Here is a 25,123-nt window from a genome sequence, read left to right as displayed (position 1 = left end):
AAAGAAATCACTGCGCGCTCATCCGTAACCCGCCATCCAGGCGAATCACACAGCCGTTAAGCAACGCATTTTCCACAATGTGCCGGGCCAACGCGGCAAACTCCGCCGGTTGACCCAAACGACGGGGAAAGGGCACCTGCGTGGCCAGACTGTCGCGGGCATCGTCGCGCAGCCCCGCCAGCATGTGGGTGTCGAAGACGCCCGGAGCGATGGTCACCACGCGAATGCCGTGGCGTGCTAGCTCGCGCGCGGCGGGCAGGGTCAACCCCGCCACGCCCGCCTTGCTGGCGGCATAGGCAATCTGGCCAATCTGTCCCTCACTGGCGGCGATGGAACTGGTCAAGATAATCACTCCCCGTTCATCATCCACCTGGGGGGGACTACTTGTCATGCGGGTGGCCGCGACGGTTAAGACATGAAACGTCCCGATGAGATTGATTTGCAGCACCTTGGCAAAGGCCGCGGCGTCATGCGGACCGGATTTGCCGAGGATTTTTTCGGCGTGTATGACTCCCGCGCAATGGACCACGCCTTGAATGGAACCAAATCTGGCCAAAGCCTGATCAAACGCCGAGACAACTTGATCAAATTGCGTGACATCGGCCAGGAGGCTATGACAAAGCGCCTGATCAATGGGTGAAAAACCGCCCAGATCGCATGGTTGTCGATCCAGCAGAGCGACATTTGCCCCGGCTGCTAAAAAATCCTTTGCAACCGCCGCGCCCAACCCCGACGCCCCACCGGTTACCACAAATGTCTGTCGGGCGAGTTGCATAGCTCACGCAGGGGGATGAATACCAATAGGGATCGTAGACGATACTGATTTTACAGATTTTCACTGATCATAGCAGCGGATAGATGTGAAATTCCAATCTGTGATTTCAAATTGCAGATTTGAGATTTGAAATCAGCGATCTGAGTTTTGAAAACTGGCTGCTGGGATTTGAAATTCCTGATCCGTGAAAATCCGTGCTCATCCGTGGCTAGGAATAATTTCAGACACAGATATTCCAGTTGCGGGCTTTGGCCCGCAACTCAAGGCTGTAAACTGATTTTGTTGGTTGAACTGGTTGAATCGGGCCTTTGGCCCTTCCATTCATTTCTTCCCATTTACCTAGGGCGACGCTGCGCTTGCCCTCGGCTGGGATAGGTCGGGCCTGTGGCCCGCAGGAATCAAACGCCTTTGGCCCGCAAAGAATTAAACACCCTTGGCAAACCATTGCTTGAGCAACTAATAATCATCTCACGTAACGAAAATTCGAAAGGTTAGTAGTACTGATGGAACACGGATAATCATTTAAAAAGACTGAACTGTGAAATTTAGTTTCATCAGTGGTATCCGTGTTCTATCGCATTTTGTATTCTAAGATTCATGGAAACCAAATCCCTAACGCCAAAAAACAAATATCACTTCCCTACCCCAACACCGGACATAAATCAAACCACTCCCGACCCTGCGCGCGCATCCAGTCGGTTGATCGCTCTGGTCCCCAAAGGCCCTTTTCATACGTATCCATGGGGGGTTGGCCGCTGGTTTTCCAAGCCTCCAAGATCGGATCGATAATCGCCCAGGCTTGCTCGACTTCGTCCGCGCGGGCAAACAGGCTGGCATCCCCTGTGAGCGCGTCCAGCAGCAGCCGCTGGTACGCTTCTGGCATATTTTGAGGAAACTCCCGCTGAAAGCGAAAGTCCAGCGCCGTCTGCCGCAGCTTCATCCCCGCGTCGGGAACCTTGGATTGAATATGCAACTGGATCCCCTCCGCTGGCTGCACCTGAATGACCAGCATGTTCGGCTGGGGGGGAAGTTGATCCCGGCGGCTAAAGAGGAGCGTTGGGGGTTCGCGAAATTGGATCACAATTTGGGTGGTGCGGCAGGACATTCCCTTGCCGCTGCGAAGGTAAATCGGCACCCCCTTCCACCGCCAGTTGTCGATTTCCAGCTTGAACGCCGCAAAGGTCGGCGTGATGCTGTCCGGCTTCACGCCGGGTTCTGTTAAATAACCGGCGTACTGCGCGCGAATGCTTTCCGTGGCGACCTGCGCTGGGGTTAGCGGTGGGATCGCCTGCAGCACCTTTACCTTTTCATCACGAATGCTATCCGCCCGAAACCGCGCCGGCGGCTCCATGGCAATCACCATCAGCAACTGCAAAATATGATTTTGAAACATATCCCGCAGCACCCCCGCGGTGTCGTAGTAATCCCCCCGGCGTCCCACGACAACCTCCTCCGCAACGGTAATTTGCACATGGTCGATGTAGCGGCGATTCCAGATCGGCTCAAAAATCGTATTGGCAAACCGCAACACCAGGATGTTCTGCACGGTCTCCTTGCCCAGGTAATGATCGATCCGGTAAACCTGCGACTCGGCAAAGACCGTATGTAAATGGGCGTTCAATTGCCGCGCGCTGGCCAGATCCGTGCCAAAGGGCTTTTCGATGACGATCCGCCGTTGACCACGATCCTCTGTCGCCAACCCCGCCTGGCCTAATTGCGAAATGGCCGTCGTATAAAACACGGGAGAGGTGCTCAGGTAATACACCCGATCGCACGGCTGGTCGTTTTCCAGCTTGTCCAGCAGGTCCCTTAAGGTAAGAAAGTCCGCCGCCGTCCCAATATCACCGGGGCAATAAAACAACTGCTGCGCGAACCGGGCAAACGATTCCGCTTGATAATGTTGCGGCTCAAATTTGGCCGTGCTTTCCGCCAGCTTGGCACGCCACTCTTCGTGGGTATATTCCGTCCGCGAAAAGCCCACAATCCGCGTCTCAGGGGGGAGTCTCCCTTTTTCAAATAAACTGTACAGCGCCGGAATCAATTTACGGCTAGTCAGATCGCCCGAAGCTCCAAAGATGATCAAGGTATGCGGCATTGTTGTTTTTTGATTCTGGACCCGAAAATCAGCATTAGCCAGAGTTGGCTAGCAACCATAGTTTTAGCCAAAAAAGGTAGCAGTTTCCTAGCCACAGCGGGGTAAAATTGGACAACTGCATAAAAATTTGGCAGGATAGTTAAAAAAACATACACGTATTTGGCGCAGTGGTGCGAGGCTGGTCGATTTTTTTCTGGACGGTCCAGCGGGCCTGCCGCCCAAGTGTCGTTACGTAGGCAATTCCTAAGAAAGCTTGCCCAATTTTTGCTGTGTTAGACCTATTCTGTCACAATGGGAGATCGCGGCTAGAATAGAAGTTATGGATAACGCTCCCCCTCCTCCCCGCTGGCAATTTAGCATCTCTACGGTGCTTTTGGTATTTGCCGGATTTGCCGCGATTTTGGCAATTGTGCAGTCCCCGTTTTCGCTCCCGTTAGCCATGGTGGGCCTAGTGGCCAGCCTGATCGCGGCGCATGTTGCGGGGAATGGCCTGGGCGTGCATTTACGCGATCATTCAGAATTACAGCGACGGGAATTACCCCCTGCGCACGCCGTTCCCCTGCAACGCCCGGATGCTCCGGGAAGATTGTTGCAGACGTACCAAATTCGTCCGCCCGAGCGGCTCTCCGTTCGTTCGACGCCTCATTTGGGGATTGCCTGGGGGGCCGGAGCGGGGACTCTGGCGGGGGGTACCTTGGGGGGCTGGCTGTTGTGGGATTGGTCCCAAGGGAGTTTCAGCGGCTGGATCCTCGGCTGCGCTAGCGCGGCGGTCATTGGAGGGATTTTAACGTTTATCTTGACATCTTTTTTGTGGATGTCCTACGTCGCCTGGCGCGAAGCCACCCGCGAACGGTGAACCCTGACTGTGGTAGATATTGAGTGATCAAAGTAAATTACGGCCAACCCGGGTAAAATCCAGATATTTTCATAAATTAGAGCGGCTATCTACAATAAACTCTGATAATTTCAACCTGGTAGAGTATTCATCAGCAAGATTTTGCCTATTAACCAGAATAAGGGAAAATCTCGGCGGCATCGTCCTTTATTAATATTTTCACGGTTTCTCGTACAAAGAATCCTCCATATTATTGTCTTGCCCATTTCATAGTTTCCCTTCAGCTTTTACCCTGCTTGCCCATGTCCGACGCCGCCTATCACCACTGGGCTGACCAGATTCGCCAACTGGCGGAGGGGGTAAAGCGGCTGGATGAGCAAATTGCGGGATGGCCGGCGTTTGCGGGTGATTCCCTGGCGGATCAGGCCGAATGGCGGGGAGCGCTCTTTAGCAAGCTGCTCCCCCAGGTCACGGCGGCCCCTTATCTTATTGCGGCGGTCTGTGGGGGCACCAACACCGGCAAAAGTGTGATCTTTAACCACTTGGCGGGGCATGCGGTCAGCCAGTCGCATCATCTGGCCACCCAGACCAAACATCCAGTTTGCTCGGTGCCGCGGGACTTTGCGCAACAACATGATCTGGCGGTCGTATTTCCAGATTTTGAACTGCGCGTGTGGAAGCATGCCGAAGAAGCCTTGGCCGACGGGTCGGACAACTTGCTACTTTGGCGGGCCGATCCCACCGGCCGCCAACCGGAAAGCCTGGTGGTATTGGACACGCCGGACGTGGATGGGGTGTTATCACAAAATCACCAACGGGCCGAGCTGGTCCGCCACGCAGCGGATGTGTTGATAGCGGTTTTGACACAGCAAAAATACAACGATGCGGTCGTCCGGGACTTTTTTGCCGCCGCCGCCCGCGCGGATAAAACCGTCTTGGCGATCATCAACATGGTCCATTGGCCGCGGCAAGAACCACATTGCGCGGGTTGGTTGCAAACTTTTGTCCAACAGACCGGCGTGCGCCTGCGGGCCGCATACGCCGCACCGTGGAATCCCGACCAGGCCGAATCGCTGTCGCTGGAATTTTTTCCTTTGACCCCCGGAGCCACCACTCCCCAGCGCGATTTGGCGGAATTGCAGTTTGGCCCGCTTAAACAACAAGCCCTGGCGGGGAGCCTGCGAGAGGTGCTCCATCCCACGCGGGGTCTGCCCGCCTGGCTGGCCGCCTGCCATCGGGAAAGCCGCGAACACGCCACGGCATACGAACTACTTGCGCGGGACTTGCGCGTGCGGATGGATAACTTGCCCCAACTCCCCCGCCGCGCCGTCTGGGACGAAATTTGGACCTGGCTCGCGCGGCATCGCTCGGCCTTTGATCGTTGGGTGAATGGCTTTTACAGCCAAGTGAGCGGGTTGGTGACCCAATGGTTTACCCCGGCGGCCGCGGAGGAAGTCGTCCGCTATCAAGAAGCCGAATGGCACGCCCTGCAGCAGGCGCTCGAGGAGTTTTTAGACCGCTTGGGCACGCTGCGTCGCGGCGGTAACGCTATCATTCGCGAGACCCTGACAAAATCGGCTCCACCCGAGGACCGCCGCCGCGTGTTTGAGGAACTGCGCCGCCGCCACGCCCAACTGCCGCTACTTAGCGACGGATACCGCCGCTATGTGCGGGAACAACTGGATCAATTTGGCCAGACGCATCCGGGGGTTTTGCGGGGCATCACCTGGTCGCTGTTTGGCACGGCGATTGTCCGGCCGGTGGTGACGATCGGCCTGGGCCTGATGGGGGCGCATCTGGTTGATTTGGCGGGGGGACACTTGATCAATGTGACCGGGGATTTGGTCGTGGGAACCGCGACCGCCGTCACGGGAGAGGGGCTATTTGCCGGAGCCATGGTGCCGGTGCAACACTTGCTGGCCCAGCTTTTTAATCGATTTTATGCCGAACGGGGTGAACTGCTGGCCAACCTGCTGCACGACCTGGTCCTGGGGGAGGCACTCTTGGATTTGCATGCCGCCGCGGAATTGACCAATAGCGCCGCATGGAAAACGGTGCAGGGATTAATTACAAATGACCAAGTACACATTACTAATTAAAGACGACCTGCAATTGCAAATTTACCAATTCTCATCTCCATCCTCTCAACTCCAAACTCAATCCTCCCACGCATGCCCCTCCAAGAACAACTCGACCTGGCCCAATGGGACGCGCAACTGGCCGACTGGCGGGCGTGGCAGGCGGGAGTCCCTCCCTGGCAGCCGATCCGCGATCTGCGCCCCCTTTGGCAGCGGCTGGAACCCCGCCTACGCGAGTTAGGCGAGACGCTCGACCGCGTGCTGGTCGTGGGCGTGCTGGGGGGAACCGGCACCGGCAAAAGCACGTTGGTCAACGCGCTGGTGGGAGAAACCGTGACCACCGCCAGCGATAAGGAGCGACCCACCACGCGACAGCCCATTGTCATCCATCATCCCCGGAGCGACCCGGCTTTTTTGCCGCTGGCCGATTGGGACGCCCGACTGGTAGCGCGGCCTTTGCCATTTTTAGAAAATCTGATCCTCATCGATTGCCCCGACCCCGACACGCAGCCCCGGCATCTCCACCCTGGCCTCCTCAACGAGGGGCACTTATCGGCGAATCCCCCGGAAACCGCCGCGCAAGAAACAGTGACCAATGTGAATCGCGACGTGTTGCAAAAAATATTACCCGTTTGCGACGTGCTCATTTGCCTGGGAACCGCGCAAAAATACAAGACCTTGGCCGTCTATGAGGAACTGCGGCGATTCGCCCCGGGGCGGGCCATTATCTTTATCCAGACGCATGCCGCCTACGACCCGGACATTCGCGCCGACTGGCAACGCGTCTTAGAGGGAGCCGGCCTGACCGTGGCCAAGATTCTCCGGCTGGATAGCCAGGCGGCCCTCGACCAACATCAACAGCGGTTGCCACAACCCGCTGAATTCTCCGAACTGCGCGCGATCCTAGAAGGGGAACTCTCTGCCCGGGGACGGGAGCGCATTCGCCGGACCAACGCCCTCGATTTATGGTGCCAGTACGCGCAGCGAGCGACGCATACCTGGAATATCGCCTGGGCGAGTGTCACGCCGGTTCAACAAGCCATCGGTGAAGAAGCGACCCGCTTGACGCAACTGGCGCAAAACCAGTTGCGGCAGCGACTGCTGGCGGAACGATCCGCCTGGCGCACGCGGCTGCTGGGGGATGTGGCCGCGCGGTGGGGGGCCGGGCCTTTTGGTGTGTTTTTGCGTTTGACCAGCAACCTGTGGAGTTGGCTCCGCTGGGCCCCGTTTTTACGCGCGCGGGGTTTGGGCGGGTTGGTCGTCGCGGGCGGCCTGAGCGCCGGTCAGGCCCTTTCCGCAGCCTTGCGCACGCCTGACTTGACCTTAACCAACCTCGATGCCGCCGAACTAGGCTGGGGGGCTGGGGAACTCGCCCAAACCGAATCAATCGTCCGGGGCTTGGCCACGGAAGCTCGATTGCCCATCGCTGAAAACGCGCCTCTCCCATCCGCGGCGCGCGATGCTCAACGAACCGCGAGGTTAGAGCAACTGGTCCATAAAACCGAGGCAAACCTGGCTAGCTCCATCGACCGCCAAGTGGGCCTACGGGTCGCGCGGCAAACCTCTTGGGCTTGGCAATTTTTGTTCGAAGCGCTGTTTTTATCCCTGCCAGCCGCGCTTTTGGCACGCGTGGGCCACAACTTTTTTTACCACTATTTGTGGTTAGGGGGAGAACCTGCCAGCCTGGAAGTCTTGGCCCAGGGAGCGTTATGGGTGTTACTGTGGGGCTGGTTGTGGCGGACAGTGTTGGGACAGTTGGTGCTGGTTGGCTGGCAAAGGGACGCGCAATCCGCGCTGAATGAGTTTACTCCACGTTCAGCGGTCGACACGCTGTTTGGCGACTTACAGACCGAAATCGACGGACTGGCCAAGCAGCGGCAAAATCTGGAAGCATTGACAGCGCGGTTGCAAGCGTGGCGCAAGGAACTGGCTCCCCCGGAAGCAGACGGCAGCCTAAGCCGCCTCCGCGCGGAGTTGTTGTAACCGCGAAAACGGTGGATTTGGTTTTTGAAGTATGGGATTTGATTTGCGTGCCTGTTATAAGAATTATCGAAATCGAGTATGCACAGATGGTAGGTATGACTTCATTGTTAAATTTCATTTTTAATTACGCGCGTCCCACACCCAGCGGTACGGTTTTTTGGCCCAATCTCCCGCGTAATCGACGCCGATGCGGGGCGTGCGGCGCACCTGTCGTCGCGGCACACGCACGCCACACTCCGCGATCCACAGACCCGCATGGGGCGTCGCGGCCAGGCCGTTCAATTCGCGGTCTAGGCCCAAGGCGCGGGTCAGTTTGCCCGGGCCATCGGCGGGGCCAGCCCCGCGAATGAGGACCGCCGCGGGAATCTCTGGTTGGTCGGTGACAATGTTGAGCATCCAGTGGATGCCGTAAATAAAATACAGATACCAATGCCCCGCCGGGCCGAACATGACAGCGTTGCGCTGCGTCCGGCCCATGCGGCCGTGGCAGGCTAGATCTTGCGCGCCGGTGTAGGCCTCGACTTCGGTGATGGGCCAGCAGGTGTGCGTGCCGTCCGCGTGCGCCCGGATGAGACATTTGCCAATCAGCTCCCGCGCGACGGTGAGCGCGGGACGTGCGTAAAAGGACTGAAAAAGGGGCGCGGCGTTTATATTTTTGTAGGCAACTTCTAGCATATCTTAACTCTTAACTTTGTGGGTGGTGGACAATTTCGCAACCCGACAAATCCGCTAATTTTCGCAACCATATTTTATAACGCGGGTCTTTCTTGCTGTCGGAGTGCAATTCCGGAATGACGACATGACCTGGCAATTCGTAAATGGGATCGGATTGTACGATTAATCCCAATTCCAAGACACGAAATACAGGGATTCGAGCGATACCATGCAAGAGTTGTTGTTCCGGACGCAGCAAAGTAAGAATCAGCGACCGATCCGTGAGACAGGTTTCACGGTAAAGACTGATCCCGCGAACATCAGGTTGGCGGGATTTACGATCGCGCGGTTCAAAAGTACTGCGGGAAAGCGTTTGTCCATCAAAGCGGTCCCTATGAAACATTCGCAGTAACCATTCCTCCGCCGTAATCGGCTCGACTTCCTGTTACATGAAGATTTTCGACTAGTCTAATTAATCATAATCAAATTCGCCGCGCAATAGCGTTTCCATCGGCAATTGAGTTACTGTATTAGATAACTTGTTGATAATGATGCATTCCCTCCGTAGATCGGTCTCAATCTCCAGCTCGATAGTTGATTCAGCCATGTTCCACTCGCAAACTATCGTCCCATTTACCCCGGCGGACACGATGGTCGGCGCAGGATAAAGATTCGTGATTAGCTCTTGCAGGGTGGCCAGGGTCAAACTGACAACAGCTTCACCAGGCGCCTGCGCGGCTTGTCCGTCCCAATCATCACATAATTGCCGCATTGCGTCCACGGCTCGCAACCGATCCTCCCACAGCACCAGTTCTTGTTCCCAAACGCGATTGCTTTTGAGCATTTGAATATTCTCAAAAAGACACAATCCTCGATCAGCTCAATTCCAAAATATATATAATTGTATCCAACCATTAAAACATTCGTAACCGCGCACCGACGGCAACTTGGCCACAAAAACGCCCACCGCTGCCCCCCCCTATTATACCTTCTCCCCATCAACTTGCTCAAAACCGCCATCGGCCTAGAATTCGGGTAAGTCCCGCCGATTGAATTATCGCACCTTTTGCGGTAATTTGAGGGCTTTGCCCCACCACGACCTAACAGCGGCTCGTTCCGTCTCCGCCCCCGGTCGCCCCCCTCCGTCTTTACCTTTCACCCGCCTATCATGCCCTCTACCGCCACTCCCCCTTATATCGGCGCCGATGCCGCCACTATGGAACGTCTGTGCCGCGACGCCCGCGCAAAACTTGACGCGCAAACCGTGGAAATGGTCCAGTGGCACTTTCATGATTCCACCGGTTGCCCATTTTGGCTGGAAAAAAAGCGGGAGCTAAAATTCGACCCCCTGACCGAGGTCAAAGGCTGGGACGACCTCAAAAAGTTTCCCGAGTTTCAGGACGAATGGCTGCGCGGCGGGCCGGTCCGCCGTTGGGTCCCCCAGGCCTATGCCACTAAGCCGATCTATGTCTTTGAAACCGGCGGCACGACCGGCGTGCCAAAAAGCCGCATCGCCCACGAGGACTTTCGGATCGATTATTCGATGTTTAGCGATACCTTGCCGGATGATAAATTTCCTCCGGGGGCCAACTGGCTCATGCTCGGCCCCAGCGGTCCCCGGCGGCTGCGGCTGGCTATTGAACATCTGGCGCAGCATCGTGGGGGAATCTGCTTTTGCATCGACCTGGACCCCCGCTGGGTGATCAAACTGATCAAAAAAGGTTGGATGGAACACCTCGAGGCGTACAAGCAGCACTGCATCGATCAGGCGATCACCATCCTGGAGGCTGGGCATGACGTGCAGTGCATGTTTACCACGCCCAAGCTGTTAGAATCGCTCGTGCACGCTTTGGAGAAAAAAGGAAAGACGCTCAAAAGTTGCGGCATTAAGGGGATCTTTTCGGGCGGGACGGAATTTACCCCCCAATGGACCCGCTTTGTCACCGAGGAATACCTGGAAGATGTGTACATGACCCCGACCTATGGGAACACGCTGATGGGCCTGGCGGCCTCGCGACCCGTGACGCCGGAGGAAGGGTACAAGATCAGCTACTATGCCCCGCAGCCGCGGGCGGTCATCGAAGTGGTCGAATTTGGCGATTATCACACGGTGGTTCCCTATGGCGGGACCGGACGGGTCAAGCTGACCACCTTGACGAAGGAATTTTTCGTGCCGGGCTTTATGGAACGGGACGAAGGGGAACGCGAACCGCCGTATGTAAAGTACCCTTGGGACGGCGTCAGCGGCGTCCGGCCATTCCACGAACTGGCCGAAGCCACGACCGTGGGCGTGTATTAGTGCGGTAGGTCCCGTCCGCCGGACGGGACTGGTGCGGGGGGTGGCAAGAGGTGGTAGTCGAGCCTAAGCGAGCCCGCCACAGCGGAAAAGGTAGAAGGAGGTATGATAAGTTTAGAATTTTTGTGGCAAATTATTAATTTTTTAACATTCATGAAATAAACAACGTTGTGTGAATGATCAATTCAGAATGGCAACTCAAAAAGAAAACAAAGGTCATTAGTATGGTTTACCGATTACCGTTGGTCTTTACTCCCCAGCCGGAAGGGGGATATACCGTCACTTCACCCGTACTGCCGGAATTTCTTACAGAAGGAAACACCCTGGAAGAAGCCCAAGGAAATGTTCAAGATGCCTTTATGGCGGTATTAGAATTATACGCCGATCTAGGGCGTGCTTTACCGGCAAGCATAACACTGCCTGTAACAGGCGAAGTGATTTGTTCTGAAACGCTTGTGGGTTGTCCATGAATTATCGAATAGCAGCCCGTAAATTAGTATCCTTGGGATGTCAGGAGAAATTGCGAGAAGGGGGTGGTTTACACCGCAAATGGTTCAATCCGGCGACAAATACCGCGACAGTTATTCCTGACTGGGGTGCACGGGATATTAAGTTAGGCACCCTTCGTGCCGCGATTAGGCAATTAGGCTTAAATTGGAAGGACTTTGAAAATGCCTGAAAAAACAAATACATCCCCACGTAAACAGTTTATCCTTCATCTAAGTCACCATGCGTAATCAGTGGCTGCATGATTGAATTCCACGCTTTTTTCCCCCCAACTAGGTCCCGCCACCCACCCTCTCCGCCGATGCCATCGGCGGCTTTGTGCCCGCGCACCCACCTCCACACTCCCGTCTCCCACCTCCCTCCCCCCTGACCACTCCCCCCTAAAACAGCCATGCACCTACCCGTACTCCGTTGGGGAAAGCCCTACGACTCGCTGGAAAAATCGACCCTCACCCACTTTTTGACCGGCGAGCCGATTGCGCAGATGTCGCTGGCCAACGGCGCCATGCTGCAGCGCGACATGCGCTTTGCCAAACGCGCCCGCCAACTGCTACGCGATTTTTCCATCCCCGACCTGATCGCCCGGCTCAAAACCGCCGGCGAACTGTACCTGAACGCCACCCTTTCCGTCGGTGATAGCCAGCAATCGCCCGAGCAATTTGTAAAGGCCCAATCCGGCTCGACCGGACTGCCGGAATCCCTGGCCCGCGCCAACATGACCAAAAATCACTTTGTCCTGTCGCAAATGGACCGCGTCCTGGATGCCCTGACGCGCGGCCTGCCGCTGGATATCCTGACCCGCGGCTACGGCGTGGAAAGCCGCGGCGTCACCGTTAGCTATCAGGCGCAGTGCAACGCTATTGGGCTGGTGCTACCCAGCAATTCGCCGGGGGTGCATACGCTGTGGCTGCCGGTGATTCCCCTGCAGATCGGCTTGGTGATCAAGCCCGGCAGCAGCGAGCCGTGGACGCCGTACCGCATGTTCGCCGCCATGACGCAGGCGGGTATCCCCGCCGAGGCGATCGCCATTTACCCCGGCAGCAACGACGTCGGCCCGGCGGTGCTGTCCAACTGCGACCGGGCGATGATTTTTGGCAGCGCCAAGACCGTTGACCAATACAAGGGAAATCCCAAAGTCCAGGTGCACGGCCCGGGCTTTAGCAAAATTCTGATTGGCGACGATGTGGTCGACCGCTGGCCCGAATATTTGGACCTGATGGTGGAAAGCGTCTTTGCCAATAGCGGCCGGGGGTGCATCAACGCCTCGACCATTTGGGCCAGCCGCCACACGCGGGAGATCGCGGCGGCCATCGCAGCCAAAATTGGCCCAGTCGAGGTCAAGCCGCCGGAGGACCCGGATTGCAAACTGGCGGCGTTTACGACCCCCGGCGCGGCGGCGGCAATTTGGAAAATGATCGAAAAGGACCTTTCCGAAAGCGGCGTCACGGACCTGACGGCGCAGTACGGTCCGCGCCTGGTCGAGATCGAGCGGTGCGCCTACCTGCGGCCCGTCGTGGCGCATAGCAGCGGCACCGAGGCGAATATTGTCAAAAGCGAGTTCATGTTCCCGTTTGTGACGGTGGTGGAATGCCCGCAGGAACAAATGCTGGATAAAATCGGCTACACGCTGGTCGGAACGGCCATTACCGAGAACGCCGCTTGGCAGCGGGAACTGACCGACGCCGTGCAGATCGACCGGCTCAACATCGGCCCCATCCCCACGACCCGGCTGGATTGGCTGCAACCGCACGAGGGGAACATTATTGACTTTCTGTACCGCGCGCGGGCGTATCAGATGGTGGTCAATTAAGAATGAAGAATTAAGAATGAAGAATTGGGAAGTCTGATGAGGCAAGGTGGAGTACGATTAAGTGGGTGATAATTTTGGATTTGAGATCAAAGATTTAAGATTTGAAATTTCGGCTTGGATTTGCGATGCAAGGTTGAATTATGTGACTTGGATACAAACAAAGTATTTGCCGCATAGCGGCGCAGGATCGTAGCCGTGGGCGCAAGCCCACGGAAAAAGTTAATACAAAATCTTGCCGCCGCGCAGCGGTGAAGACAATTTAATTAGAATGCAAATATTCGGCAAAAGAGTAACCTCCGACAGGTCATGGTGGGACTGCGCCGTCCATCCATTTAGAAAATAGCCAAGCGATTCGCCGCTTGTCGCCACCCTACTAACCGTTTGTGTCTCAAATCTGAAATTTCAGATTTGAGATTGCAGTTTAAAAACCCGGATTTCGGCGGCTTCGCATTTTCAGCCATGAACCAACCACCAAAATCTAAAAACCATAATCCAGCCACCAAATAACTATTCGGCGACGGAGTCGCCTCCTACAATTTTCACGCCACTTGACGCAAATCTGGAGAACTCAATCGCCTGCTCCGTGTAACTCCGTCTCTCCTCCGCGTCTCCGTGATTTGCAGGGTATTTCGTCAGGCATAAGGCTCTGAATCTCTCAAAACCATGTCAACCCCGCAAAACAGCTCATGCCGATCACGGCCAGCAGGGCGTAAATTACGGCCAGGCCGGATTCGGTCGTGACCAGCGTCACTAGGGCGCACAACAACGTGATATTCATGACAAACAGCCGGAACGACACCACCCAGCCGTAAATCGACGCGACGGCGAACCAGCCAAAGGTCTCCATCCCCACCAGTTCCTGATTCACCCAGAGCGAGGCGAGCGTCAAGCCCAGATAGATCGCCACGAAGAAGCAGATCGCGCGGAGCCACAGCGGGGCGAAGATCGCCGCCAGCGTTTCTTCATGCTGTTCGATGCTGAATTTCATGGCGGAGAGGGGGAAAGGAATGGAGTATTTAGTTGAGGTGCTTCGGCGCTGATTTGCGATGCGTCATGGGAATTATTTATTTTTCCCGGGTAGCGGCGGCGGAAGGCTATCCCCCTTGTGATCAAGACGCATTCCTCAATTGACTTACATACTTTTTTAGCTTGGCCACAACCTGCGCGTCGCGGCTGAAAATCATCCCTTAAAAAATTCCTCCACTTTGCCGGGGTCGTTCCGGGGGAGGATTTGCCGGTGGCGGTGACAATTCCACCCCGTTCAAGGCATCCTGGCTTCCCACTGCTTTAGCCGGATCGGTAAATCGCCCCATGAACAAAATCAGCCCGCTGTGCTGGTCCATGATCAAGAACAAAAACGGATGATACGCACGAAACGACGGCGGCTCCTCCACGATGGCACCAGCATAACCCATAACCGTCACCGCCTTGGCCGTGGTCCCCTCTTCGTCAAATTCGACCTCCGCTTGATGCATGATGGACTGCACCCACAGCCCCTCCGGTGGGCGCGGTGTCATTCCCGAGTAATCCGCTTGTTCCTGGTCAAACGGCGCACTCATCCCCAGGGCCTTCAGGTCTTTGATTAAATTTCCCTGCCAGCTCATTTTGAATTTGGGAACCTCCACATCCAGCGAGACCGGCTTAAGCTGGGCCAGCAACTCGCGTAGTTTTTGTTCGGTAAGGGATTTTTCCAGGGCGGGAAGTCCGTCGCGATTTTTGGGCAGCAGATACACGCAGCCGAACCGAGTTTGCCGATATGGCAACCGCAGCAGCTTGCACTCGTCCGTTTTGGCGTATTCAAATTCCTCTTTTTGGATTAGATAGTTGGTGCGCATCGCCTGGCCGTTTGCCAGATAAAACGGCTTGTACTTGGTGCTGTCTTTATCAAATTCGTGCTGCCAGCGCCCCTTAAAATTGATCGCATTGGCCAGGAAAAAGCGGGTATCAGCCGTGATTGCCTCGCCGAAGCCGGGAAGCTCGGCAAAACCCTGTTCGCGGCCCCAGTCCCCTAACCCCTGCCGCGCGGCGTTTGTCTCCAGCGCAAAATCAAGGATGCGCGGCGTTGATTGGTAGTCACGCTTTAGGATGGTGGTAAAGGAGTCCTGCAACGGCAAGCCTTTTTGCACCCACAGCGCCTGCTGGTTGGTGATTTTTACATCTTCGGTCTGGTTCGCCCGCAGCAGATCGGCCAGCAGTTCGCCGGTCTCGGCATGGTAGGGGCGCGGCTGGCCGTTTTCTTCCCAATGCAGGACGCGGCAGGTTTCCGCTAGGGTTTTTTCCTTGGCACCCAACGCGCTCATCCCCAACACAGTCGCAATGCTGAGGGGGGAGCAAAAATAGTTCTCGTCCGGTTGCGCGGCCGCCTGCCGATGGTGAAAATCAATGCCAAATTGGTTAATGGCCCGCGCGGCTTGTTTGTGGGCGTTGGTCAGGGGCAACGCCGCCATTTGCACCGCGGGCTTGTCGGGCTTTAGCCCCAGCAATTCCTCGATTTTGGATGTACTACTTTGTTTGGGGCGGCTTGGGCCATTGGGACTGGGCTTACTGGCCGGAGGATCGGGATGCAGGTGGATGTCGCGGCGAATTCGTGCTAGCAAATCCTCAATCTTTTCATGAACTTCATTAGTATTGCTGACGACCAACCGCGACTGGCCAAATCCGGCCATGCAACCTTGTCCACCGCTCTCTTTCCAAGAATCTTGTTGGACGGTGCTACTAACCACTTCAATTAGCCCCAGCACATCGCACTCGCCATTTTCATCCGGGGTGAGGATGTCCCCCACATAGTGGACACGGATTAGCAAATGATTGATTGCTTCATTTTTTGTGGTGAGGACCAGGGCGGCTTCCTGGATCAGATAGCTTAGGTCATGGTGATCTAGCACTAAGCGGAGCGCCTCGCGCAGTTGTAGATTCTTGGCCCGGAAGTTGAACTTTGTACTTATATCAAAGTTTTCGTCATTCAAGGCTTTGTGATCCACGAACACGTTCAGTTTGTGTCGTTCCGCCACGTAGGTGGCAATCTGTTCGATGGTGGCGTCTTTTAGGTCAAATTCCGTCGGTTCGCGCAAGGTTGCGAGAATGCGCTCTTCGGGGGTCGGTTCCAGCGGCTGGGTTTGCTGAGTGTTTTTGGCTGCTTGCGGATTCGTTAGATTACCGGTCGGGGGAACGATCGTCTGCACGCCCGCATCAAGCGCTGTTGCGGCCCCTGGTGTTGGTGCCTTCGTCGGTTGCGTGGCAACCTGCGCGACAAACGGCCCCGTGCGAACCAGCGGACGGGGCGGTTCATACGCTAAGCCCCTTTGAAACGCCGACGCGATCAATGTCCAACCCGCACAAAGCACCAATCCTAGGCAAACCCACGTTATCGCCGTTCGCATACGTCGTCCTCCGCAGAGTTAATAAGAATGCATTCGCCAGCAAGCGTGCGAAGAAACTCGCCGCCTCGCGTCGATTCGATTAAAACAGCCCCCTGCCGCGTGGGAGAACGCGTCGGCAAGAAAAGTAATCTCATCCTAGAATAACGCATCGGGGATGGCAATCAAATTATGCCCAAAATTTAATGCTTTCCCCGATTCGGCCACGGCAAGCAGCGTCGTTATATTCTCCGCTCTCTCATCCCGCGTCCCGCGTCCCGCGTCCCGCAGCGCGCTCCGCTGCGCATCGCGGCTAAACAAAGAGCTGCCGCAAAAAAAACCAAAAACCAGATTGGCGAGTACAACTTGCCGCTACGAACAGATCGGCGACAGAATATCCCTGCGACTCACGTCCCGCGTCCCTCGCCCCTGGTTGCGCCGCAGCGCGCTCCGCTGCGCATCGCGGCTAAACAAAGAGCTGCCGCAAAAAAACCAAAAGCCTGATTGGCGAGTACAACTCGCCGCTACGACCAGATCGGCGACAAAATGTCGCCGCTACGGGTTCGCGTCCCGCGTTCCTTATCCCTGGTTCCGCCGCAGCGCGCTCCGCTGCGCGTCGCGGCTAAACAAAGAGCGGCTGTAAAAAAATCAAAAGCCTGATTGGCGAGTACAACTTGCCGCTACGAACAGATCGGCGACGGAATGTCGCCGCTACGGGTTTGTGTCCCGCGTTCCTTATCCCTGGTTCCACTCTGGCGCGCTCCGCTGCGCGTCGCGGCTAAACCTCACCCCTGCACTTAGTCTTTCCCCATTTCCAAATTGGCGATTTTTTCGCGCAGGTAACGGACGGTTTCTTGAAAGCGCGGCTCGCTTTGCATTTGCTTGGCCGGTTTGTCCGCCGGTTCAATTTTTAGCTCCTCAAGGATTGTCCCCGGGGCGTTGCTCATAATGTACACCCGGTCCCCCAGGAACACCGCCTCCTCGATGCTGTGCGTGATAAAAAACACCGTCGCCTGCACGTCCCGCCACAGTTTGACTAGGAGGTCCTGCATATTCATCCGCGTCACCGGGTCGAGCGCCCCGAATGGCTCGTCCATGAGTATAATTCGCGGCTTGAGGATCAGCGTCCGGGCGATCGCCACCCGCTGCCTCATCCCCCCCGACAGCTCGTGCGGATATTTCTCGGCGTCGGCGGTCACATTCAGCCCGACTTGCTTGATCCATTCCCGACCCCGGGCATAGCGTTCTTCCCGCCGCACACCCAGGCATTCCAGTCCAAAGACGATGTTGTCCAGCACGGTCCGATTGTCAAAGCTGGTGTAGTCCTGAAACACCATCCCCCGGTCGGCACCGGGTCCCGTGACCGGTTGATTCTGCACCAGCACCTCTCCCTTGGTGGCGGGATGCTGCGGCTCCAGCCCCGCGATCAACCGCAGGATCGTGCTTTTGCCGCAGCCGCTAGGGCCGAGGATGCACACAAACTCCCCCTTATCCGGCAGGTCTGGCACGACAAAATTAATATCGCGAATCGCGGTGTACGCGTTTGGCTGGCCGGCGTTGTACGTCTTTTCCACGTGGCGAAATTCCACCACCGGCGGGACGTACAATTCCTCCTTGGTCGTCGGATGCGCGAGCGTCACGCCCATGCCAATCTGTTCGGCGATGGGCGTGGAATCAGCGGTGCTGGAGGTGATGGGTGTGGAGGGGGGGGAACTGCCTGCGGGGGCTGGTTGGTTGGGCTGGGCTGTCCGGGATGTCTGGGTAGAAAGGGGCGACTCCATGTTACGCGCCTCCCTGGATGGGATCGCGGGGAGGAATGGTTGAGGCAACTTCTTTTGTCGTAACGCTTTGCGCTGCAGGAGCCAAATTCTTGGCGGAATTGGGATGCAGGGCCGCGGCGGCGCGGGTGGCGTCAAATTCGGCGATGGGGATGGGGCGAATAAACAGGTGCTTGATATCCTCCCCTAGGTGCATGAGCCAGGTCCAAAATTTTTGTAATAGGCCCAAGCCCCCGTATTGATAGGGAAAGAGTTGCTTTTGCACAAAAAACAGCACCCGATCCACACCCACGGCCAGCAGCGGAATGAGCAAGAGGACCAGGATGATTGGCTCTTTAAGGTTGCGCTTTTGGGATTGATTGATGATGTCGCCAATGCCGGCGTAAATGGTGGAGGTGTCCTTGACCTGTTCGGCCAACATGATATAGCCAAAGGCCAGGCCAAAGAGCAGCCGCAGCGAATTAAAAATGTTGGGCAAGGCCAGGGGAAACAACACCTTGTAGATGATTTGCCAGCGATTCACCCCCAGCGTATAGGCCGTGTCGACGTAGCGCTGGCTGACATCCTCGATGGCGTTGGCCGTATCCGCGATGACAAACGCGATACAAGCGAGGAACAAAAACATAATCTTGTAGGTTTCGCCCAGGCCAAAGATCAAAAACGTCAGCGGAATCAGGGCGGCGACGGGAATATTGCGCCCAAAAACCAGATGGGGCGTAAAGATCGCCTTGATCCAGGGAAAGCAGCCGCACAATAAGCCGATCGGCACGCCGACCACCACCGCCAGGCCATAGCCAAGGAGCAACCGGCGCAGACTGCTCAGGGTATTTAGTGTCAAATGGCGGTCAAACCACAGTTCGTGCAGTTGTTCGGGTGCGAAGGTTTCCGCCGGGCTGGGTAGAACGGCCGGTGATAAAATGCGATCTTCCCGGGGTTCCCCCCAGGTGACAAACCACCACAAGGCCAGGACGGCGGCCACGCCCACGACCCCCCAGAAAAATCTGGCCCAAGCGGGCAGTTCTTTGCGGAGTGACCAAATGCCGCTGTGGGACATGGGTGCGTAAAGGTATCGAGTAAGAGCGGAGGGATGCCGGTTGGGAAAGCATCCGCGGCGCGTTGGGCAAGCTGTCCTATGTCAATTCTGGCCTACGGGGGCGGTCAGCTATGGAAAAAATACACCCGGGCAAAGCTACTGCTGTTCCGCCGAGTAAACTTTGATCTCGACGCGGCGATTGACGGCGTGGTTGCCATCCTCGACCGGTCGATCCCAGCCGTAACCGATGGAACTGATGCGGCCCGGCTCGATTTTATATTTATCGATTAGTTCCTTGCGCACGGCCTCGGCCCGGTCGGCGGAAAGCTGCTTGACCAGGGCCTCGGGCGCGCGGCCGCGCATGGAGGCGTCGGTGTGTCCCTCGATAATGATGCGGGCCGCGCCAAACTGGGCTGATAAACTGGCCGCGTCCTTCATGACCAGATCCACGTTGGGATCATAGGGGCTTTCGGTCGATTTGCCGTCGATTTCCTTGACGATTTTTTTATGCAGGTCGGCGCTATTGGGAAAGAAATGAATGACGATCGTATTGGTTAAAATCTCGTCGGATTCGGCCTCGATTTGCTTGACGCTGCGCGGAGGCAATAGCACCTTATATTCATCAATCTGCCGCGCGTATTTGTCCTCCTTGCCCAGCTTTTCGATGATGCTGTAATCCATCACCTGGTCAAACTCCACCTTGCGATGCGTGATCGAGCCGATGCTGCGGTACAGATAGTAGGCTTGGTTCCATACTCGCTCAAAGTTGGCGGGGTTATTTTGGTTGACAAAAAATTGGTAATTTTCGGCCCAATTGGTGTTGTGGGCGTCGGCGAACATTTTGATCGTTTCGGTGGCGGGAATATTGTAACCGGCGGCCATCAGTTCGGCGGTTTTGGATTTTTTGGCCTCATCCTTGAGATCGACCATGGCGTCAAAAATACCCCGGACCAGGGCCTCGCAAATGCCGGGATGATCCTTGGCAAAGTCCGCCCGGGCGAACCAGACATCGGCGATGAGCTTATTTGCCGTGCCGGTGGTGACCAGCATTTTGTTTCCCTTGGTCTCGGCCAGATTGTAAATATCCGGAGCCCACGAGACGCACCCTTGCAGTTCTTGCTTATTGGCGTTGAACGCTGCCGCGGCCTGAAAGGCGTCATCGGTAAAGACCATATCCACATCCCCCGGCTGCAACCCACCGGAGACGAGCATATTTAAGAGGAAATAGTGCGAGGGAGAGTTTTGCGCTAGCACGATTTTCTTGCCCGCCAAACCCTTGACCCCCACGATATCATCCCGCACGACAATGCCGTCCCCGCCGTTGGACCAATCGACCTGCTGATACACGCGAGGCATCACGCGGCTATCCTTGGGCTTGCCCTGCTTATCTACAAACCCTTCCATAAACAACGGCAGCATGTCTAGCGTCGCCCAACCGATGTGGACTTCACCGGCGGCGTAGGCGTCGCGCATGGCGATGGGATTATCGATGAGGACCAATTCCAGCTTGAATTCCTGGCCGTCGGGGGTCTTCCAGATTTTGCCCGGCTTGAACCCTTCATTCGCGAGGATGATCGGCCCCCAACCGGCCCAGACGTTCAGCGCGAATTTGACGGTGTTGTCATTTTTATCAAGCGCGAGGTAGTTGGAGGTACCGGCGACGGGGGGGAGCTTTTCGGCTGGCTTGTACTTGTATTCCTTGACGGTGGTGACGGCGGTGGCGTCGGCATCCTCGGCGGGGGGAAGGTTGATCGGCCCCCCCTTTGGTTGTTGGCCATTTCCGGGGGCCTGCGGGGCCAGCACCGACAGCAGATCCGCCCGATAAGCGGCAAACGCCACCAGGCCCGCGATGACCAAAAACAAAGCGACGTAAAAGGCGGGTTTGGGTTGTCCGGCCATGGGTTGTGCCCTAATTCAGATGAAGGATGTAATAGGCAAGTTGGATATGGCGTTGGCTACCTTGTGGGCCGAAGGCCCCGCATATCCCAGCCGTGGTATTATGGATGTGGCAAGCGCGGCGTCGTCCTAAGCCAATGTAATGTAAAACCAGGAAAGAGCCAACGGCCCTATTTGTCCGATTTGACCAACAAGTTCACTAACACTCCGCGCTGGGATGTTGGCTGAAGCCCGAACGACGTTCAAACGATGTTGCCTTCTCTGTGCTGCCCGGAAACTCCATCGTGACTTTGTGCTAAATGCATTTTCTAGTACGCGGAAAAATTACAGCACGAGCTTTTGCTTGCTTTGGCGGCTCTCCCGCAGCATGCTCATCATCTGCATCAGGTCGTAGGCGGTCAATTCCACCAGCAATTCCGTCACCTGCGCATGCAAGACGGGGTGCCGTGCCAACTCTGGCTCCAGCTTTTTCATGATCGCCACCACGCGGTCTTCCTGGGCGGAAACCTCTTGAGTGGTGACTTTGCCATCGGCCACGGCGGCCAAAAAGCTATCGAGGTTGCGGGCCATCTCGGCAATCAGGGGCGTCTCGGACTGGGTGTCAAACCAACTGGACATGGGAAGCCTCTTTCAATTAAGAATTAAAAATTATGAATTATGAATGGGGTGTTGAGGTGAGCAGTGGATGATGGGTTGTGGTTGAGTACAATTCCGCAATTTGAAATCTCAAATTTAAAAATCAAGTTCTGGTTCGGCGACGGAGTCGCCTCCTACAAAGTGTTCTATCACTATCCTGGCGGATCACGATCCGCCCTACAAAGTCACATTCCTTCCTCCAACAATTGCCGGATCGCCACCATACGCTCTTGCAACTGGCTGCGGCCATTGGGTTGTTTGACCCGCTCTTGCCATTCTGGCGGCAAAAAACTCATCTGAGTGCATTCGAGCACCGCCGCAATTTCTTGCAATTCCTTTTCCAAACCCTGCGCGGAGGGGATAAATTCCGCTAGGGCCGCTTCGAGGTCGGCCGCGGTCAATTCGTTGCGTCCGGCGGTCAGGGCCGCCCGCTTGGCCGTCAGGACCACGCTTTCGATATCCGCGCCGCTCAGCCGCCGCCCCATATCTATGGGGGGTATATTCCCTTCCGTGAGCGTTATTTTATTCTTTTTCGCCATCGCCTGGAACATCTTCCGCACCGAATCCTCGGTATGGGGATACAGCAGCGGAATATGGACTTCCGCCCGCCCCTGGCGCTTTAGATCAATTGGCAAGAGGTCCGGACGGCTGGTTAAGAGCATCCACACAATTTTGCCCCTATAAGCCGTGTTCCCCATCTGGCTGGCAATCATCGAAAACACCCGCGACGACGTGCCGCTATCACCGCTGGCCTGCCGATTGCCCAGCGCGGCGTCCGCCTCGTCAATAATCACCAGCACCGGGCCTAGCGACCGCAGGACAGACAACACCTGCTCCAGGTTCCCCTCGGTCTCGCCGACGTACTTTGATCGAAAGTTCTTCAGCACCACGCACGGAATGCCAATCGACCCGGCAAAGCACTCCGCCAGCCAGGTTTTTCCCGTCCCTACGGGGCCACAAACCAAATAACCCATCGGCGCCAGGCTAAGGTGGCCATTTTGGATGGCGGCCGCATCGTCCCGCAGCCGATTGATCGCGTCATCGTGTCCAATGACCAGCTCCAACGTGTGCCGCGGTTCCACAAACTCAATCAACCCCTGGCATTGCCGCTCCAACAGTTGCTTTTTGAGTTGCTTATAACGCGGGGCATCCAACCGACGGCCCGATTTGGCTGCTTGGGCCAGGACCACGTCCAAGCTGGTCAAGCTCAGCCCATTGGACAATTCCACCAACTGAGGCGCGGTAAAGTCGGTCAATTTGGCCAAATCTTGTCCCGCGGTGGCCTGTGCGACAAACCGCTCCCGTTCGGTCCGATCCGGCAGGGGAATGTCAATCGTGCCGACATGGGGACTATTGACCAGGCGATCACTAATTTCGACCAGCTTGTCCACAATTAACACAAACGCCATATTCACGCGTTTGATGAGTGGACTTTGTGCCCAAGAAAGAAACTTTACTAAGCGGGCGGCATTCCCCCGGGCCAGGGATTCCAGATCTCCGGCTGAGATCAAATATTGGGCATAATCAAAAATGAGCGCTAGGCTTTTGCGATTTTTCTCGTCATCGAGCAGGTTGCGTTCGATAAACAGATCAAGCGCCAGCAGGATTTTGTCCGGTTCGCGGGGCCAACCCGCTGGTTCCCCCCAACGGCCGGTCAGGTACTGCATCATCCCCCGCAGGCGGTCCGGGCTCCCCGCCGCCATCGCCCGCAAACCGCGGCTCAGATCATAGCCCAGGACCAGGTCCCATTTGCCAAAGACTTGCGCGGCCAAAAATTCGTTCAGGCTGCAATACGATGGTTCTCCTTTATCGTTTTGGCAATAGATCAGGTCATGGACATTTCCATGCAGGACAAAGACGCAGGTCGTGCCGGAAAAGTACAAATCCGCCAATTCGCGCGCCCAGGCCGGATACCACGCGGGGAGGGCGTCGTGCGGTTTAGCGTCGGAAGTGGTCAGGAGGGGCGTTTCGGACACGTGGGGGGAGTGGCTGGAGAAGTGGAGTTTGGTTTTTGGAGTTTGGTTGACAAAAGCAGGAATCATCCCCAAGGGATAAAAGCTTTGTAGGAGGCGACACCGTCGCCGATGGGTGTTTGGAGGAGTGGGGTTTACAGGATGGAGTTTGGTATTTGGTTTTTGGAGTTTGGTTGACAAATACAGGGACCATTCCGGAGGAGTGGGAACACAATTCCACAATCTGAATCTCAAATTTGAAATTTTAGATTGAGTTTTGTTCGGCGACAGAGACGCCTCCTACACAGGCGAATCACGCCCCCCCACAACTTCATCAATTCTTCTCCATCGCCTTGACCGCGGGGCCCAGGTCTTTTTGGCTGGCGGTGACGCCCGCGGTATCGGGGGTGACCATCCCTAGCTGCATCTCAAATTCCCGCAGGGCCTGGTCGGCCATCGCTTTTTCAGCCGCTTGCTCGGCTTTAATGGTGGCCAGGCCTTCGCCGCTTAGGTCCGCGGCTACCCGCGCCTTGGCCCGATTGAGCGAAATCTTGTCTTGAATCACCGATTCGATCTGGCCCAGGTCGGTGGTCACATCAAAGTTAAAGCTTTGGGCCAGTTTGGCCATTTCGGCCTCGGCCTTGGACATTTTAAGTTCGGCGTCGTATTTGTGGATTTTTTCTTTTAACTCGGCCAGTTTATGCGTGGCGTGCTTAATTTTGGTCACGTTATTGTTATAGGACTCTTCATGCATTTTAAGTTGTTCCTCATTGGCGGCCAATTCGGTTTTGGCCTTTTGCATTTCCAGGGCAAATTTGGACGCCGTGTCCCTATCCCCGGCTTGCAAATAGGCTTTCACCTTTCCCTCCAACTGGGAAACATGGGCCTTGTTCCGAGCGACCTGGCCGCTAACACGCTCGACCAGCGCGCGATATTGTTCCAGCCCCTCGCGCCCTTCTTTTAGCTGTTCCACCGCCTTGTCGTATTCGTACTGCATTTGTGCGACAGGATCCGCAGTCCAAAACCAATTCGCGATTTTGTTCATTTGTGCCGCAAACGCCGACCAAATTTTGCCAAAAATCATCGTGCGATTCCTTGTGTCAAGAAAGTGCAAGCTGCAAAAAATCCTGGCGTACCACGCGCCCGTCGGCAGGGATCGACAGGGGAAAGATGTTGAAAATTTGCATCCACGGGCGATTCGCCGACAATCCTTTGATCTTGTCGACAAATCGCGCGGGAATCACCTATTGTTGTACATTTCGCGGATGGGATAGCAAGGCGCAACGACCAAAGAGGTTTATTCCCGCCTGGTTCCGGCGTCCCACCCCAACGACGCGGCTCTCATCCGGCTGCCGTATAAGGGGCCCGGGCCTGCCGCCGGCCTATTACAAGATGCCAATTTACCCTGGTTGAAACGCCTAATTGTCGTCGATCATCGG

The 25,123-nt window shown here is 56.1% G+C and carries 18 protein-coding genes; 6 read left to right on the top strand and 12 right to left on the bottom strand.

Annotated features, from left to right (window positions below; genetic code table 11):
* Positions 1 to 7: 7 nt before the first annotated feature.
* Both SFX18_03390 and zwf read right to left on the bottom strand, forming a co-directional pair.
* Entirely contained in the window at positions 8 to 775 is a 768-nt protein-coding gene (locus SFX18_03390) for an SDR family NAD(P)-dependent oxidoreductase (GenBank protein MDX1962170.1), read from the bottom strand.
* Between the two features lie 640 nt (positions 776 to 1,415).
* A complete protein-coding gene (zwf, locus tag SFX18_03385) occupies positions 1,416 to 2,912 on the bottom strand; it encodes a glucose-6-phosphate dehydrogenase (GenBank protein ID MDX1962169.1) in 1,497 nt (498 codons plus the stop codon).
* Between the two features lie 277 nt (positions 2,913 to 3,189).
* On the opposite strand from zwf, the gene SFX18_03380 reads away from it, so the two are divergent.
* The 3 genes from SFX18_03380 to SFX18_03370 all read left to right on the top strand — a co-directional run bounded on the left by SFX18_03380 (position 3,190) and on the right by SFX18_03370 (position 7,766).
* Positions 3,190 to 3,726: a hypothetical protein gene (locus SFX18_03380; GenBank protein MDX1962168.1), complete on the top strand. Its 537-nt coding sequence runs from the start codon at positions 3,190 to 3,192 to the stop codon at positions 3,724 to 3,726.
* A gap of 281 nt (positions 3,727 to 4,007) precedes the next feature.
* Positions 4,008 to 5,804, top strand: a complete 1,797-nt coding sequence (locus SFX18_03375; GenBank protein ID MDX1962167.1) for a GTPase — start codon at positions 4,008 to 4,010, stop codon at positions 5,802 to 5,804.
* Positions 5,805 to 5,876: 72 nt separating this feature from the next.
* Positions 5,877 to 7,766, top strand: a complete 1,890-nt coding sequence (locus SFX18_03370; GenBank protein MDX1962166.1) for a dynamin family protein — start codon at positions 5,877 to 5,879, stop codon at positions 7,764 to 7,766.
* A gap of 120 nt (positions 7,767 to 7,886) precedes the next feature.
* Here the strand turns inward: SFX18_03370 and SFX18_03365 are convergent, their stop codons facing one another.
* Together SFX18_03365 and SFX18_03360 are read right to left on the bottom strand one after the other, a co-directional pair.
* Positions 7,887 to 8,441 (bottom strand): DNA-3-methyladenine glycosylase, encoded by a 555-nt coding sequence (locus SFX18_03365; protein MDX1962165.1) that lies wholly within the window; start codon positions 8,439 to 8,441, stop codon positions 7,887 to 7,889.
* A 451-nt stretch (positions 8,442 to 8,892) separates the two neighbouring features.
* Positions 8,893 to 9,264 (bottom strand): hypothetical protein, encoded by a 372-nt coding sequence (locus tag SFX18_03360; GenBank protein ID MDX1962164.1) that lies wholly within the window; start codon positions 9,262 to 9,264, stop codon positions 8,893 to 8,895.
* Between the two features lie 372 nt (positions 9,265 to 9,636).
* Between SFX18_03360 and SFX18_03355 the strand changes: the two genes are divergently transcribed.
* The 3 genes from SFX18_03355 to SFX18_03345 all read left to right on the top strand — a co-directional run bounded on the left by SFX18_03355 (position 9,637) and on the right by SFX18_03345 (position 13,033).
* Positions 9,637 to 10,719 (top strand): hypothetical protein, encoded by a 1,083-nt coding sequence (locus tag SFX18_03355; protein MDX1962163.1) that lies wholly within the window; start codon positions 9,637 to 9,639, stop codon positions 10,717 to 10,719.
* Between the two features lie 173 nt (positions 10,720 to 10,892).
* Positions 10,893 to 11,186, top strand: a complete 294-nt coding sequence (locus SFX18_03350) for a type II toxin-antitoxin system HicB family antitoxin (protein ID MDX1962162.1) — start codon at positions 10,893 to 10,895, stop codon at positions 11,184 to 11,186.
* Positions 11,187 to 11,614: 428 nt separating this feature from the next.
* Positions 11,615 to 13,033 carry an aldehyde dehydrogenase family protein gene (locus SFX18_03345; GenBank protein ID MDX1962161.1) on the top strand — a complete coding sequence of 473 codons (1,419 nt, stop codon included), beginning with the start codon at positions 11,615 to 11,617 and terminating at the stop codon, positions 13,031 to 13,033.
* A 655-nt stretch (positions 13,034 to 13,688) separates the two neighbouring features.
* Here SFX18_03345 and SFX18_03340 read toward each other — a convergent pair.
* The 8 genes from SFX18_03340 to SFX18_03305 all read right to left on the bottom strand — a co-directional run bounded on the left by SFX18_03340 (position 13,689) and on the right by SFX18_03305 (position 24,768).
* Positions 13,689 to 14,021, bottom strand: a complete 333-nt coding sequence (locus tag SFX18_03340) for a hypothetical protein (protein MDX1962160.1) — start codon at positions 14,019 to 14,021, stop codon at positions 13,689 to 13,691.
* Positions 14,022 to 14,220: 199 nt separating this feature from the next.
* Positions 14,221 to 16,413 carry a serpin family protein gene (locus SFX18_03335; protein ID MDX1962159.1) on the bottom strand — a complete coding sequence of 731 codons (2,193 nt, stop codon included), beginning with the start codon at positions 16,411 to 16,413 and terminating at the stop codon, positions 14,221 to 14,223.
* 773 nt (positions 16,414 to 17,186) lie between these two features.
* Positions 17,187 to 18,170: an ABC transporter ATP-binding protein gene (locus SFX18_03330; protein MDX1962158.1), complete on the bottom strand. Its 984-nt coding sequence runs from the start codon at positions 18,168 to 18,170 to the stop codon at positions 17,187 to 17,189.
* Position 18,171: 1 nt separating this feature from the next.
* Positions 18,172 to 19,221, bottom strand: a complete 1,050-nt coding sequence (locus SFX18_03325) for an ABC transporter permease subunit (GenBank protein ID MDX1962157.1) — start codon at positions 19,219 to 19,221, stop codon at positions 18,172 to 18,174.
* Between the two features lie 135 nt (positions 19,222 to 19,356).
* Positions 19,357 to 21,099 carry a phosphate ABC transporter substrate-binding/OmpA family protein gene (locus SFX18_03320; GenBank protein ID MDX1962156.1) on the bottom strand — a complete coding sequence of 581 codons (1,743 nt, stop codon included), beginning with the start codon at positions 21,097 to 21,099 and terminating at the stop codon, positions 19,357 to 19,359.
* 321 nt (positions 21,100 to 21,420) lie between these two features.
* Positions 21,421 to 21,714: a hypothetical protein gene (locus SFX18_03315; GenBank protein ID MDX1962155.1), complete on the bottom strand. Its 294-nt coding sequence runs from the start codon at positions 21,712 to 21,714 to the stop codon at positions 21,421 to 21,423.
* Between the two features lie 203 nt (positions 21,715 to 21,917).
* Positions 21,918 to 23,708 carry an AAA family ATPase gene (locus SFX18_03310; protein MDX1962154.1) on the bottom strand — a complete coding sequence of 597 codons (1,791 nt, stop codon included), beginning with the start codon at positions 23,706 to 23,708 and terminating at the stop codon, positions 21,918 to 21,920.
* Positions 23,709 to 24,018: 310 nt separating this feature from the next.
* The gene (locus SFX18_03305; protein ID MDX1962153.1) at positions 24,019 to 24,768 is read right to left on the bottom strand and encodes a PspA/IM30 family protein; all 750 of its coding nucleotides are present in this window, start codon (positions 24,766 to 24,768) and stop codon (positions 24,019 to 24,021) included.
* Positions 24,769 to 25,123 lie beyond the last annotated feature (355 nt).

It is taken from the genome of Pirellulales bacterium (assembly GCA_033762255.1).
Lineage (GTDB): Bacteria > Planctomycetota > Planctomycetia > Pirellulales > JALHPA01 > JANRLT01.
This window is presented reverse-complemented; position numbering and strand designations above follow the sequence as displayed.